This window comes from Saccharopolyspora oryzae, from assembly GCF_027853915.1.
In the GTDB taxonomy this organism is placed as follows: Bacteria; Actinomycetota; Actinomycetes; order Mycobacteriales; family Pseudonocardiaceae; genus Saccharopolyspora; species Saccharopolyspora oryzae.
In genome coordinates, this window is the sequence record NZ_JAQGLA010000030.1 from 17,388 (window position 1) to 31,116 (window position 13,729).

At 68.0% G+C, this 13,729-nt stretch carries 13 protein-coding genes, 2 tRNA genes and 1 other RNA gene; 3 read left to right on the forward strand and 13 right to left on the reverse strand.

What is annotated here, in order from left to right; all coding sequences use genetic code 11:
* The first annotated feature begins 18 nt into the window (after positions 1-18).
* Positions 19-762, forward strand: a complete 744-nt coding sequence (locus tag OU415_RS19110; protein WP_270950240.1) for an enoyl-CoA hydratase/isomerase family protein — start codon at positions 19-21, stop codon at positions 760-762.
* A gap of 149 nt (positions 763-911) precedes the next feature.
* Positions 912-2,429 (forward strand): AMP-binding protein, encoded by a 1,518-nt coding sequence (locus OU415_RS19115; protein ID WP_270950282.1) that lies wholly within the window; start codon positions 912-914, stop codon positions 2,427-2,429.
* 19 nt (positions 2,430-2,448) lie between these two features.
* On the opposite strand, the gene OU415_RS19120 is transcribed toward OU415_RS19115, so the two are convergent.
* From OU415_RS19120 to OU415_RS19170, 11 genes are all read right to left on the reverse strand, one after another.
* Positions 2,449-3,078, reverse strand: coding sequence for a hypothetical protein (locus tag OU415_RS19120; RefSeq protein ID WP_270950241.1), 630 nt, complete (start codon positions 3,076-3,078; stop codon positions 2,449-2,451).
* Positions 3,079-3,218: 140 nt separating this feature from the next.
* Positions 3,219-3,908 carry an aspartate/glutamate racemase family protein gene (locus OU415_RS19125; RefSeq protein ID WP_270950242.1) on the reverse strand — a complete coding sequence of 230 codons (690 nt, stop codon included), beginning with the start codon at positions 3,906-3,908 and terminating at the stop codon, positions 3,219-3,221.
* Positions 3,895-5,316, reverse strand: a complete 1,422-nt coding sequence (locus OU415_RS19130; protein ID WP_270950243.1) for an MFS transporter — start codon at positions 5,314-5,316, stop codon at positions 3,895-3,897. The genes OU415_RS19125 and OU415_RS19130 overlap by 14 nt, the downstream gene beginning before the upstream one ends.
* 527 nt (positions 5,317-5,843) lie before the next feature.
* Complete coding sequence (locus OU415_RS19135) at positions 5,844-6,305, reverse strand: DUF5684 domain-containing protein (protein WP_270950244.1); 462 nt, start codon at positions 6,303-6,305, stop codon at positions 5,844-5,846.
* 846 nt (positions 6,306-7,151) lie between these two features.
* Positions 7,152-7,522, reverse strand: a transfer-messenger RNA (tmRNA) gene (gene ssrA, locus OU415_RS19140).
* 83 nt (positions 7,523-7,605) lie between these two features.
* Entirely contained in the window at positions 7,606-8,499 is an 894-nt protein-coding gene (locus tag OU415_RS19145; RefSeq protein ID WP_270950245.1) for an amidohydrolase family protein, read from the reverse strand.
* On the reverse strand, positions 8,496-8,972 hold the full coding sequence (gene smpB / locus OU415_RS19150; RefSeq protein ID WP_270950246.1) for an SsrA-binding protein SmpB: 477 nt from the start codon (positions 8,970-8,972) through the stop codon (positions 8,496-8,498). Before smpB ends, OU415_RS19145 begins: the two co-directional genes overlap by 4 nt.
* Before the next feature lie 115 nt (positions 8,973-9,087).
* Positions 9,088-9,990: a permease-like cell division protein FtsX gene (gene ftsX / locus OU415_RS19155; RefSeq protein WP_270950247.1), complete on the reverse strand. Its 903-nt coding sequence runs from the start codon at positions 9,988-9,990 to the stop codon at positions 9,088-9,090.
* A 57-nt stretch (positions 9,991-10,047) separates the two neighbouring features.
* Complete coding sequence (ftsE, locus tag OU415_RS19160) at positions 10,048-10,737, reverse strand: cell division ATP-binding protein FtsE (protein ID WP_150065356.1); 690 nt, start codon at positions 10,735-10,737, stop codon at positions 10,048-10,050.
* Positions 10,738-10,864: 127 nt separating this feature from the next.
* Complete coding sequence (gene prfB / locus OU415_RS19165; protein WP_270950248.1) at positions 10,865-11,971, reverse strand: peptide chain release factor 2; 1,107 nt, start codon at positions 11,969-11,971, stop codon at positions 10,865-10,867.
* A gap of 106 nt (positions 11,972-12,077) precedes the next feature.
* Positions 12,078-12,575: a PadR family transcriptional regulator gene (locus tag OU415_RS19170; protein WP_270950249.1), complete on the reverse strand. Its 498-nt coding sequence runs from the start codon at positions 12,573-12,575 to the stop codon at positions 12,078-12,080.
* Between the two features lie 341 nt (positions 12,576-12,916).
* Here OU415_RS19170 and OU415_RS19175 point away from each other — a divergent pair, with 341 nt between their 5' ends.
* Positions 12,917-13,135 (forward strand): hypothetical protein, encoded by a 219-nt coding sequence (locus OU415_RS19175; protein ID WP_270950250.1) that lies wholly within the window; start codon positions 12,917-12,919, stop codon positions 13,133-13,135.
* A 64-nt stretch (positions 13,136-13,199) separates the two neighbouring features.
* On the opposite strand, the gene OU415_RS19180 is transcribed toward OU415_RS19175, so the two are convergent.
* A tRNA-Met gene (locus tag OU415_RS19180) sits at positions 13,200-13,273 on the reverse strand.
* 378 nt (positions 13,274-13,651) lie between these two features.
* Positions 13,652-13,728, reverse strand: a tRNA-Met gene (locus OU415_RS19185).
* Position 13,729 lies beyond the last annotated feature (1 nt).

A 13,729-nucleotide genomic window follows, 5' to 3' on the forward strand; every position in this document is an offset into this window, starting at 1 on the left:
AGCCCCGAGGAGGCAAGAATGTCCGCACCCCAGACCGGGTCGCTGGTCGAGACCGAGTTCGACGGCGACATCGGCGTGATCCGGCTGAACCGCGCGAAATCCCTGAACGCGGTGAACACCGCGCTCGTCGAGCAACTGGTCGCCGCGTTCGACTCCGTGCTCGCCGCGCAGGCCCGGGCCGTCCTGCTCACCGGCAGCGGCCGCGCCTTCTGCGCAGGCCACGACCTGAAGGCACCGCCCGAAGATCCGGCGACCGTGCGGGCCCGGCTGGACCGGATCCAGGACGTCACGCGCCGGATCCGCAGCTGCCCGGCGCCGGTCATCGCGGTGGTGCAGGGGTACGCCGTGGGCGCGGGCGCGGAGTTCGCCCTGGGCTGCGACCTGGTGCTCGCCGCCGAGGACGCGCAGTTCCGCTTCCCGGAGGTGGGGCTCGGGCTCAGCGCCACCGGCGGGCTCTCCGCCCTGCTGCCGATGCTGGTCGGCCCGATCAAGGCCAAAGAGCTGGTGATGTTCGGCGAACCCCTCGCCGCCACCGACGCCCACCGGCTCGGGCTGGTCAACGCCGTGACCCCCGCCGACGAGCTGCTGCCGACCGCGATGAGCTGGGCCCGACGACTCGCCGAGCTACCACCGGCGCCGCTGGCGATGGCCAAGGAAGGCATCGACGCCGGCACCGATCGCGCGCTGGAATCGGCTCTGTCGCTGGAGATCCAGCACGCGATCCGCACCGACGAGTTGCGCGCGACAGGGGGCAACCGATGAGCAGCTCCGTGCCAACCCGAGACCTCCTCAACCGCACCTCAGGGGACCGTGGCGGTACCCAGCCACAAGAAGCCGCGAAACGCGAGATCGATCCCGAACGCAACCACCACTGTGGATCCCGGAGAGGCGGAACAGCGAATGAGCAGTCCCTGGCCGATCTCGTCCGCCGCGCGGCCGAGCAGTGGCCGCAGCGGGTGGCGTGGACGTTCGACGCGCTGGACCAGGAGCTCACCTTCGCCGACGTCGACCGGCGCAGCGACGCCTTCGCCGCGCTCCTCGCCGAGCACGGGGTCACCGCGGGCGACCGCGTGGCGCTGATGCTGGGCAACCGGCCGGAGTTCCCGCTCGCCTGGCTGGCCGCGGCCAAGCTCGGCGCGGCGATGGTCCCGGTCAACACGAACTACCAGGACTACGACGCCATGCACGTCCTCGCGCACTCCGGCGCGCGAGTCGTCCTAACCACGGCGCAGCACGCCGACCTGCTCACGCGGATCAAGGGTTCCACGTCGCTGCACCACGTCCTGGACGTCGATGCGGTCCCGATCCCCGATGCGCAACCGCCGCAGGGCCCCGCACCGGTGCCCGAAACGATCGCCAACATCCAGTACACCTCGGGCACCACCGGAGCCCCGAAGGGCTGCGTTCTGCCCCACCGCTACTGGGTTTCGCTGGCCGCCGGGCTGGTCGAGGACTTCCCGCGGATCAACGCGCAGGACACGATCCTGACCGCCCAGCCCTTCCACTACGTCGATCCGCAGTGGAACACCGCGCTCGGCCTCGCCTCCGGCGCCCGGCTCGTGGTGCTGGACCGGTTCCACCCCACGACGTTCTGGTCCAAGGTCCGCGAGCACGAGGTCACCTGGCTCTACTGCCTCGGCCTGATGCCGAAGCTGCTGCTGGACATGCCCCCGTCGGAGCACGACCTCGACCACCGGGTCCGCGCGATCAGCGCCTCGGCGATCCCGCCGGACCTGCACGCCGCGCTCGAAAAGCGCTGGGGCGTCCCGTGGTTCGAGGCCTTCGGCATGACCGAGACGGGCAGCGACATCCGGATGACCCCCGAGGACCACGACGACACCGTGGGAACCGGCTGCCTCGGCCGGGCCATCGCCGGCCGGGAGGTCGCGATCCTCGACAGCACCGGAGCTCCGGTACCGCGCGGTACCACCGGCGAGCTGGCGATCCGGGGCGTCGGCCTGATGCACGGCTACTTCCGCGACGAGGACGCCACCGCCCGGGCCTTCCGCGCGGGCTGGTTCCACACCGGCGACCTCGCCAGGATGGACGAGCACGGCCGCGTCTACTACGCGGGCCGCACCAAGGACATGATCCGCCGCAGCGGCGAGAACATCACCGCAGGCGAGGTGGAACGAGTCCTGCAACTGCACCCGGCGGTGGACGTCGCCGCCGTCCTCCCAGAACCGGACGAGCTGCGGGGCGAAGAGGTCCACGCGGTCGTGGTCCTCCGCGACGAGAACTGCACCCCGGACGACCTGGCCGACTTCTGCGGCCGGCAGCTGGCGTACTTCAAGGTCCCCCGCTACTGGACCTTCCGCGCCGCCCTACCCCGCACCGCATCAGAACGGGTCGCCAAACCAGCCCTCCGGGCCGAGCTGGAAACCGACCAACCACCCCGGTACGACCGAAAAACCCAGCAGTGGACGTGATCCGCGACGGTGCGCGGGCTCAGCGGCCACTTCTGCGCTGTTCCCTGAGCATTTCGCCCGGGATGCGTGATTCACCGCTGATCCCGGCCTCCCTGGCCCGCTGCCACGCTGCTTCGCTCACACCCCGGGGGCGCTTCCGGACGTCCTGGAACCTGTGCCGCGGAACAACGGTGATCAGCTGCCCCGGCCGTGCGCGCAACGCGATCACGCCACCGAACCGAGGATCACCGGCGAACCGAAACCCCTGGACAGACGCCTGAACCACAGCCCGCCGCCGCTTCATCCCCAACGAAGACCGCCGGGCGATCACCTCGACGCTCTTCCCCGGCTCGTCCGGATTCGGAACCTTGAGCACCTCACCACGCACCGACGCGGGCACGTCGTGCCAGGGATAGGTCTCCAGGATCGGCTTCATGTCCTTCAACACGCCCTGACGGCGCGTGCACGGAACCATCAGCAGCAGCGGAGGAGCCGCCAGAGCGGCGCACACGACCACCGACGCATCACTGGCTTCCAGCGCGGAGAACGGAAGAGCGAAGGCCACGACGGTCAACAGGATCAACGCCCAAAGGACTCGCCGCCGCGCCCGACGCCATCCGCGCAAGGTCTCCGGATCGTGAAGCGCGCCCGAAAGCGAAGTCCCCGTCATGGAGTGGAAATCCCCTTCGGTCGCAAGGCTGTGAAACAGCGGGCAACGACCGTACCAACGCAGCAAGCCCGCCCTGCGAGCCGACCGCAACGCGAAACCGGGGAAGCGCCCCGCGCGAGCAGGGCGCTTCCCCGGTTTGGTCAGGCTTCGACCAGGTGCAACTCCTGCAGCACCAGCCCGGCCGCGCTCGGGATGGGTTCCACGATCTCGCAGGTGCGGGCCTCGGCGATCCGGCGGGCCGTCTCGCTGAGCGGCCCGCCCGCGATGATCACCGCATCGGCGTCGTCCGCCTCCGTGCAGCGGTCGACCGCCGCGGCCAGTTCCGCGAACTGCCGCTCGGGGTCGGCCGCCAGCACCAGCGGCTCCGACTCGGTCAACCGCACGCCGGTGAACCCCTCGGACATCCCGTGCTCGGCGACCAGCGCGGTGAGCGAGTCCACCAGCTGCGGCGTGCTGGTGGCCATGCCGAACCGCCGTCCCGCTCGCCCCGCGGCGCGGATCGCGGCCTGCCCGATGCCGACGACCGGCAGGTCGAGCTCCTCGTCGAGCCGGCTGCGCCCCGGGTCCCCGATCGCGGCGACGATCACCGCGAGGTACCTCCGATCCGCGGCGTCCAGCGCTCGCAGCACGGCATCGCGAACGTGCCTCTCGGACTCCTTCAGCGCCGCCGGGTCGAGGAGCATCGACGGCCCGGCCGCTGCCGTGACTCCGTCCACGCCGAGGCCGCTGCCGAGGAACGATCTCGCGGCGAGCGCGCGCATCATCTCGGTAGTGGCCCGGTTGGTGTTCGGATTGACCAGGAGCACGCTCCCGGTCTCAGGCGTGGACAACGTCTTCGTCCTCCTCCATCGGCTTGCCGAAGGTCTCCGGCGGGAACTGGACCGCGATGCCGAGGACCACGAACAGCCCGGCCATCATGGCGAACATGCCGGTCAGACCGCTGGCGTCGAAGACGAAACCGGCCACCAGCGGGAACAGGCCACCGGACAGCGACCCCATCGCCAGGATGATCGAGGTCCCCATGCCGCGGACCCGGGTCGGGTAGAGCTCCGGGGCGAACAACCAGATCGTGGTGTTCAGGATGACCACCGAGAAGTTGAACAGGCAGCCGAAGACGAGCACCAGCGGCAGGGTGCCGGAGAACAGGGCGATCGACAGACCGGCCAAGCAGCCGAGGACGGCACCGCCGGTGAGCACCTTCTTGCGCGGCAGCCGGCTGGCGCCCAGCGCCGCGGCGACCGCACCGGCCAGCGAACCCGTCTGCATCAGCAGGGTGAACCCGAGGCTGGAGGTCAGGTCGTGGCCGCTGGCCACCAGGATCGTGGGCATCAGCGTCAGCATCGAGATCTGCGCGGCGTAGGACATGCACACGGCCACGGTGAGCAGCACGGTCCGGCGCAGCAGTCGACCCTGCAGCACGCCGCGCCAGTCCGAGCGGGGCTGCTTGCCCTGCTCCTGCGCGCCGGTTCCGGTCAGGTACTGCTCCGGGTTCTCGATCGGTCCGCTCAGCTGCCCCCGGGCCAGCCGGTTGATCACCGTGTTGGCCTCGTCGACCCGCCCGCTGGCGGCCAGGAACCGAGGGGTCTCCGGCACGTACCGGCGGAAGAACATGATCAGGATGGACGGCAGGAACAGCAGGCCGAACAGCCAGCGCCACTTGTCCGGACCGTCGAAGACCGCGAACACCAGGATGCCGAACAGCGGCGCCAGCATGTTCCCGAGACCGGCCGAGGTCACGTTGATCAGCCCGACCGCGGTGCCGCGGTGCTTGGCGGCGAAGAACTCCGCCATCATGATGACCGCCACCGAGATCTCACCGCCGAGCCCGAAGCCGACGATGAAGCGCCCCGCAGCGAGCACCGCGTAGTTCGGCGCCAGCGCGCACAGCAGCGAACCACCGGCGAAGATGATCAGGTTGATCATCAGCATCGTGCGCCGACCGAACCGGTCGATGATCACGCCCGTGACCAGCCGCCCGAGAGCGGTCGCGGTGAAGGTCATCGTGTTGAGGAAGCCGATCTGAGCGGCCCCGAGCCCCCACGACTCCTTCAGCACGGGCCCGGTCAGCCCGACCGCGTTCTGCTCCAGGGCGTCGAACCAGATGCCGATCAGAACCATGATCAAGATGTGCTTGTGCGCACTGGTGACGCCGATCCGCCCGTAGGCGCTCTCGATCTGCTCGGCGAACCCGCCCTTGCCCCCGGACGATCTCTCAGTCTGACCTGATGCCGCTTCCACAGCGCTACCTCCGATGCCCCATTGCATGGACGAGGGCCGCCCTCAGACGACCGAAGACAGAATTGGCCCAACCAATTTCCGCAATCCGAAATATACATCTCGAATCACGAAAGGAAGCGGAAGCGTAACCCACCAAGCACTCGCTCGCCAAGATGGGATCCCGAAAAATATACCCCCCGACCTCGCCCGCACACCCCGAACCCCAAGGTCCAGCAACACGACGCAGGGCGGTTCCCGGCATTCATTAGTCCACTATGGACAAGAAACTGCACCGGAACGACCGCACAACGAGTACTGGAAGTAGTGGACGAAACGCGACCGCTGCCACGAGCCGTCCGGCCAGGGTCGTCGCCGTCGCTGCTACCGACTCCTCAGCCGAGGCGCAAATGGAAGGACGGGCATGGCGCTTCCTCGCGCTCGCGAAGCGTCAGAAACTTCGCGAGCACCCGTGGCCATGCCCGTCCTGCCGGCACCCCAGCGGAGATCAACTGCCCACGCCTGGCACCGGGACTTCCCGCGTTCTCCCCCTAGTGCGGCGCGAACCGCGCCGTGGACGCCTCGTCCGAGTACGACTGACCCGCGTGGGGAGACTGTCCACCGGGACCGACGTAACGCGCCCCACCGAAACCCAGGATCGGGATGCAGATGACCGGGAACAAGAACGTCAGCACGCCGAAGCCCGTCCCCTTGCCGAACGACTTCGCCAGGTCGAGGGCGAAGATGATCGCCACGACGACGTTGACGAGCGGGATGAACATCAGCAGCAGCCACCACCCGGGCCTGCCCGCGATGCGCAACGACACGATGGTGTTGTAGAAGGGGATGATCGCCGCCCAGCCCGGCTGCCCGGCCTTGCTGAAGAGGCGCCAAGCCGCGGCGATCATCAGCAGGGCAAAGGCCAGGCTGATCAAGATGATCGGTGTCACCGCAAGGCCGATGCCGAGGCCACCACCCCCGTGGTGACCGTTCTTCGCGAAGTACATGTCCATCCTTTCTCGTTCACACAGCAGGTGCGGCTCTTCCGAGCGAGCTATGACCAGAGCATCAATTGGCCGCCACCGAGCGACGCACTCATCGACCGCCGCAGGGCGCGCGGCTATCGAGGCCAGGTATTCGTGGAATGTCCGGATTTGCATTACCAGGAGAGCGGCCGAGCACAGCAGATTTCGACCACAAATCACCTTTTTCGCGATTCGGACGTAATACCATTCCCCCTGGCCAGCGGTGCACATCAAGCGCCTTTTCAGGCCTGCTCGCCCCCTGCTCCACGACTTTCATCAGCAGGGACGAGCAGGCGGCGAGGGTCGACCCTAAGGGAGAGCCGGTTTTCGATCTCGCACGGGGGTGATCTTCACAATGCGACGCAATGGACAACATTGTCACGCACGTCGGATCGTCCAAGCGGTTGAGCGAGCCCACGAAGAGCAGACATGCCCGCTCGGCAATAGAACATTTCCCCGCCGATTTGCCGATGGGGAAAATGCGCGAGGTCATTTAGTTGTTCAGCCCGTCCGAAGAGTGATCACCACGGCGAGCTTGCGACCTTCCTGCCCGCACTCGCAACCGGCCTCGTTGGTGCCGAAAATCGACACCTCGACCCATTCGAACTCCCCGAGAACACCGGCCGCGACCGCGCGGGGACTAGTGACCTGCGTTGAGCAGTGCGCGCTCCACGGAGCCCACCCACTCACCCGAGCCCACCCACTCAACGCACCCGACGCGATGGGGGTCCGGGGACCTCCCCGGGCGGGGCCTGGGGGTCGCACCCCCAGATGAAATGACGAGATCGAAAAACAGCGAAGGCGCACCCCGCCGAGCAGGGTGCGCCTTCGATCGAGTGGAGGTGCCGGGAATCGAACCCGGGTCCTCCGCCGCTTCACCAAGTCTTCTCCGTGCGCAGTCCGCTATGTCTCTGCTTGGCTCCACCGGTCACGCGAACTAGCCGATGTGACGAGCCCAGTCGCTGTTTGATGTCCCACCAGGTTCCGCGACCGAACCTGGCGGTGTGAGCCTCCTAGCTGATGCCGGATCCCGGGACGGAGGCGTTCCCGGTCCGACAGAGTCGCTCCTCGCTCAGGCGGCGAGGGCGAACTCGCGCTGACTCTTGTCGGCGCTTATTGGTTTGCAGCGACGCTCACGGTGGTCTCCTGCCTGCACCGGCACGCTTCCCTCAGATCAACGTACGGAGTCGAAACCGTTCACCCCCTCGTCTCCGGCTCGGCTTTCGAACCGGTGTACCCCAGCATAACGCGTGGCGTCCGAGCGATCATTCCCATATCCCTGAAACGATCACGCCAGCAGTCGGGCCGGGGTGTCGTGCAGCACTGCGCGCAGGAACTCCGCGCCGAGCCGCCCGTCTTCTTCCGCCCATCCCGCGATCGCCGCCAGCTGTTCGGCGTACGGGTACGGGATGTTCGGGAAGTCGGTGCCGAGCACGATCCGGTCGGCGTGCTCGGCCAGTCGCGCCGACCAGTCGTCCGGCAGCGACGCGAACTGCTCGCTGAAGGCGACGCCGACCATGGTGGTGTCGATGTGCACCTTCGAGTACTTGCCCACCAGGTCCAACGCGGTGGCGTGCTCGGGCATTCCGGCGTGCGCCAGCACCGCGACCAGCTGGGGGTGGCGGTCCAGCACCTGCTCGAACACGTCGAGCCCGGTGTGGGCGCCGGGGCGCGGGCCGTTGCCGCAGTGCACGACGACCGGGATCCCGGCCTCCGCGAGCAGCCCCCACGCCGGCTGGAGCAGGTCGTCGCGCGGGTCGAAGGCACCGACCTGGACGTGCACCTTCACGCACTTCGCACCGGCGTCCAGCGCCTTGGCGAGGTAGGTGCCGACCTCGGGTTCCGGGAAGATCGTCGCCGTCGGCACCGCGCCCGGGGTGCGGTGCCCGAAGTCCACCGCCCAGTCGGTCAGCCATTCCGCCATGCCCGGCTTGTGCGCGTAGACCAGCGGCGCGAACGTCGTCACGCCGAGTTCGCGCAGCACCTGCAGGCGGGCTTCCTCGGGGTGCCGGTAGAAGATCGGCCACTCGACGCCGTAGTGCTCACCGGCCTGGTCGAAGTAGGCCCAGACCTTGTGCAGCACGCGCTCCGGCAGGAAGTGCGTGTGGATGTCGACCAGGCCCGGGACGCCGAGCCCGGCCAACCAGCCGGGGACCTCGGCGTCGCTGCGCGGCCCCGTCAACGCATGCCCTTGCGGGCGCGGCCGATGGCTCGCTGCATCTCCCGCTGGGCGTCGCGCTTGGCCAGGTCCTGCCGCTTGTCGTGGTCCTTCTTGCCGCGCGCGAGCGCGAGCTCGACCTTGGCCCGGCCGTCGCTGAAGTACAGCGACATCGGGATGAGGCTCAGCCCGCTCTCCTTGATCTTGCCGACCAGCCGGAGGATCTCGCTCTTGTGCAGCAGCAGCTTGCGGGAACGGCGCGGCTCGTGGTTGGTCCACGTCCCCTCGGTGTACTCGGGGATGTGCACGTTGCGCAGCCAGACCTCGCCGTCGTCGACGGTGGCGAAGCCGTCCACCAGCTGGGCCTTGCCCTGCCGGAGGCTCTTCACCTCGGTGCCGACGAGCGCGATGCCGGCCTCGTAGGTGTCCAGCACCGCCCAGTCGTGCCGCGCCTTGCGGTTCTGCGCGATGACCTTGCGGCCGCGTTCCTTCACCATGACAACAACTCTAGCTTCCGTGTCACCCGGGTTTTCCCAGCCGCGTTCGCGGGTCGAAACACCTCGGGGGCCGCAGCTGCAACCCGTGCAACCGCGACCCCCGAGGGAACTTGCCTTACAGGCGCACGTACAGGCGCAGGGTGACGTAACCCGTGATCGCCGAGACCGCCGCTGCGACCAGCAGCAGGATCGGCGAGACGACCGCGATGTCACCCCATTCGATGTTGGGGATGATGCCGGTGCCGAACACCGGCGCCATGACGCGGTCGATGAACGTCGCCTTGGCGATCAGCAGACCGCCGATGGCCAGCACCGCGCCGATCAGACCGGAGACCACCGCTTCCAGGAGGAACGGCAGCTGGGTGTACCAGCGGGTCGCGCCGACGAGGCGCATGATGCCGGTCTCGGTGCGCCGGGTGAACGCCGAGAGCTGGATGGTGTTGGAGATCAGCAGCAGCGCCGCCAGCGCCTGGATCAGCGCGATCGCGAACGTGGCGTTGCGGAAGCCGTTGAGCACGTCGAACATGCGGTTCAGGTACTCGGCCTGGTTGACCACGTTGTCCACGCCGGGACGGCCCTGGAACTCCTGCTGGACCGCACCGAAGCGCTCCGGGTCGCTCAGCTTGACCCGCAGCGAGGCGGGCATCGCCTCGGTGCGGGCGACGTCGCGCAGCTCCGGCTGCGACGCGAAGACCTTCTTGAAGCTCTCGAACGCCTGCTGGCGGTTCTCGTACTTCACCGCTTCGACGCCGGGGACGTTCTTGAGGTCGGACATGATGTTCGCGCAGGGCTGCTGGGTGCAGTCGTTGTCGTTCGCGCTGACGTCGTCGGTCATGAACACCACGACCTCGACGCGGTCCTGGTAGGTCTCCTGCATCTTGTCGATCATCCGGACCACGAGGAGACCGCCGCCGAGCAGACCGACCGAAATGGCGGTCGTCAGGATCATCGCGATGGTCATCGTCACGTTGCGCCGCAGGCCGTTGACGACCTCGCTGAATACGAAGCTCGCGCGCATCTTTAGTCAGCTTTCCTAGCCGGTCGGGGGTGTGTCAGTGCCGCAGGTTCGGGGGGCCTAGCGGCCGACGCCGTAGACGCCGCGGGCGTCGTCGCGAATGACGCGACCGAGGCTCAGCTCGACCACGCGGCGCCGCATCGAGTCGACGATCGAGTGGTCGTGGGTGGCCATCACGACGGTGGTGCCGGTGCGGTTGATCCGCTCCAGCAGCAGCATGATGTCCTGGCTGGTGTCGGGGTCGAGGTTTCCGGTCGGCTCGTCGCAGAGCAGCACCAGTGGGCGGTTGACGAAGGCCCGCGCGATCGCGACGCGCTGCTGCTCACCACCGGAGAGCTCGTGCGGCATCCGGTCGGCCTTGCCGTCCAGACCGACGAGCTGCAGCACCTGCGGCACCACCCGGCGGATGTCGTTGCGCGGCTTGCCGATGACTTCCAGCGCGAACGCCACGTTCTCCGCGACGGTCTTGTTGTTCAGCAGCCGGAAGTCCTGGAAGACGCAGCCGATGCGCTGGCGCAGGCGCGGGACGCGGCGCCGCGGCAGCTTCGCCACGTTCCAGTCGGCGACGAAGACCCGACCGCGGCTGGGCACGTCCTCGCGCAGCAGCAGACGCATGAACGTCGACTTGCCGGACCCGGACGGGCCGATGAGGAAGACGAACTCGCCCTTCTCGATGCCTACCGAGACATCGTCGAGAGCGGGCCTGGTCGACGTCTTGTACGTCTTTGACACGTGCTCAAGGCGGATCACAGGGCGTGAGTTTACCTGCGTCCATAAGGGGGACCGCGACTCACCCGGTTCGGCGGTGCGTCCTTGATCACCTTCGCGTTCCGCCTGGTAGCGGCACGTGCCCGTCAGGCCACGCTCCGCTGCCCGGTCAGGCCACGCTCTGCTGCTGGCGGCGCCAGCGGATGCCTGCCTCGAGGAACCCGTCGATGTCGCCGTCGAGGACCGCGTCGGGGTTGCCGACCTCGTGCTCGGTGCGCAGGTCCTTGACCATCTGGTACGGGTGCAGGACGTAGGAGCGCATCTGGTTGCCCCAGCTGGACCCGCTGTCCTTGAGCGCGTCGAGCTCGGCGCGCTCCTCCTCCTTCTTGCGGGCGAGCAGCTTGGCCTGCAGGACGCGCATCGCGGCGGCCTTGTTCTGCAGCTGCGACTTCTCGTTCTGGCAGGACACCACGATGCCGGTCGGGATGTGCGTGATGCGCACCGCCGAGTCGGTGGTGTTGACGCTCTGCCCGCCGGGGCCGGAGGACCGGAACACGTCGACCCGGATGTCCTTCTCCGGGATCTCGACGCTGTCGGTCTCCTCCACGACCGGCAGGACCTCGACGCCGACGAAGGAGGTCTGGCGGCGGCCCTGGTTGTCGAACGGCGAGATGCGCACCAGGCGGTGCGTGCCCTGCTCGACGGAGAGGGTGCCGTAGGCGTAGGGGGCGTTGATCCGGAAGGTGGCGGACTTCAGCCCGGCCTCTTCGGCGTAGGAGGTGTCGTAGACCTCGGTCGGGTAGGAGTGCCGCTCCGCCCACCGCAGGTACATCCGCATCATCATCTCGGCGAAGTCGGCGGCGTCGACGCCACCGGCCTCGGCTCGGATGGTGACCATCGCCTCGCGCTGGTCGTACTCGCCGGACAGCAGGGTGCGGACCTCGAGCGTCTCCAGGTCCTTCGCGAGGGACTCGCGCTCCTGGTCGGCCTCGGCCAGCCCGGAGGTGTCGCCCTCGTCCTCGCTGAGCTCGTAGAGGACCTCCAGGTCCTCGATGCGCTGCCGCAGCTCGGTGACCCGGCGCAGCTCGGCCTGCCGGTGCACGAGCTGGCTGCTGACCCGCTGCGCGTGATCGACGTCGTCCCAGAGGTCGGGCTTGGCCGCCTCGGTTTCCAGCTCCGCGATATTCGCGCGCAGAGCGTCCAGATCCATCACGCTCTCGATGCCCTCGAGGGTGTTGGTCAGTTCCTTGAGCGAAGCTGCGACGTCGGGATTCACAGTGCTCAGCGTACTTCACCGAGCACGGGCCGCCCACGAGGACGGCCCGTTCTCCATTTGCCCTCGACTGCCCGCTCCGCCGCGCGGAGCGAGCAGCTGCACCGGATCAGTCCGGGATGGCGTCGAGGAGCTTGATGATCGCCCGGTTGTAGGCCACCGTGAAGTCCGCGGCCGCCTTCTCGTACGGGTCGCCCGCGGTCTTGGCCGCGTTCTTCGCCTCGTCCATCTTCACCGCGTACTGGCCGCGGGCCGCTTCGACCAGGCCCGCGCGCTGCTTGGGCGTCAGCGAACCGGAGTGGACCAGTCGCAGGATCAGCGGGCTGCGGACGTTGTCCGGGCCCGGCTCGGTGTTCAGCCACGACTTGAAGGCCCGCTTGCCGGCCGCGGTGATCGCGTACTGCTGGCTGGAGCGCGGTCCTTGCTTGCCGAGGCGCAGCAGGCCGGCGTCGGTCAGCGCGGGCAGCTCCCGGTAAACCTGGCTGCGGGTCACGCTGAAGAACCCTCCGAAGCGCTCGGTGGCAGCAGCAACCAGCTGGCCACCGGTCTTCGGACCTTCGTGCAGTAGTCCCAACAGGGCAGCGGATGTCGCATTCAGCTCGGTCACACTGCCACGGTGCCATGCTCGCGCCGAGCTGTCCACAGTGGTCGCCAGTTCTGTCCACTGTGGTTGCAGCGGACTGGGCCGAGTGGACGAACGGTTGCGCCATCGGCGCAGCGGCCGGACGACTGCCACCCCGGCGGACCGGACACATTGCGCAGCCGGTTCCCGGCGAGCGCCTGCACGCATTGCTACGAGCACGAGCGCCGTTCGCCTGGACGGGCGTTCTTGGCTGCGCAATGAGGTGCTATCGGGTTCTGGAACTGCCCAACGGCGCCCGGTCGCACGCACTGTGGCTCTGGGCCGGCCAGTCGACGGCCGGGCGACCTAGCAGGAGGTGCGGGAAAGTGCATCGCAGTTGGTTGCGTACCAAGGTCAACGAGAGCAAGTCCAAGGTGACCAGCAAGGTCGCGGAACGCGCGAAGTCGCTGGTGCCCAGGCCGCGCGAAGGTGAAACCGACTCCTGCATGGTCTGCGGCAGGTCGATGCGCCAGACCGGCACGGTGCGGGGCGACGGCAGGGTCTGCTCCCCCGGCTGCGCCCGCCAGTGGGCCCAAGGCCTCTAGACCACAGACTCGGAAGACGAAAAAGGGAAAGCCCCCGACCGAAGTCGAAGGCTTTCCCTTTTAGTAGCGGGGACAGGATTCGAACCTGCGACCTCTGGGTTATGAGCCCAGCGAGCTACCGAACTGCTCCACCCCGCGCCAGCAACCTTTCCGGCTGCGCTCTTCTGTTGTGCCGCTAACTTTACACACCCCCAAAACCCCACCGACAAGGGGGTCCCCAAAACCCAAAAAACCCACCCCCACCAGCAAAAACACCCCACCGAAAGGTCTAGCCAACCCCGGAAGGCCGCAGAACCCCGAGAACAGAGATTTCGCCGCGCTCCCCGGCGCAGGACCACCACCGACGGCAAAGCCAAAAAGCTGGTCTCCACCCAGGCCGGGAACGCACCCCCAGGCGAGGAGCCGACGAAAAGCGACCACCGCACCGTGGGGGTTTACGGGGGCTCGGCCCCCGTATGGAAATGAAGTCCAACGGGAAAAGGGCCCCGACATCGTCGGGGCCCTTGACCATTCGAATGGTAGCGGGGACAGGATTCGAACCTGCGACCTCTGGGTTATGAGCCCAGCGAGCTACCGAACTGCTCCACCCCGCGT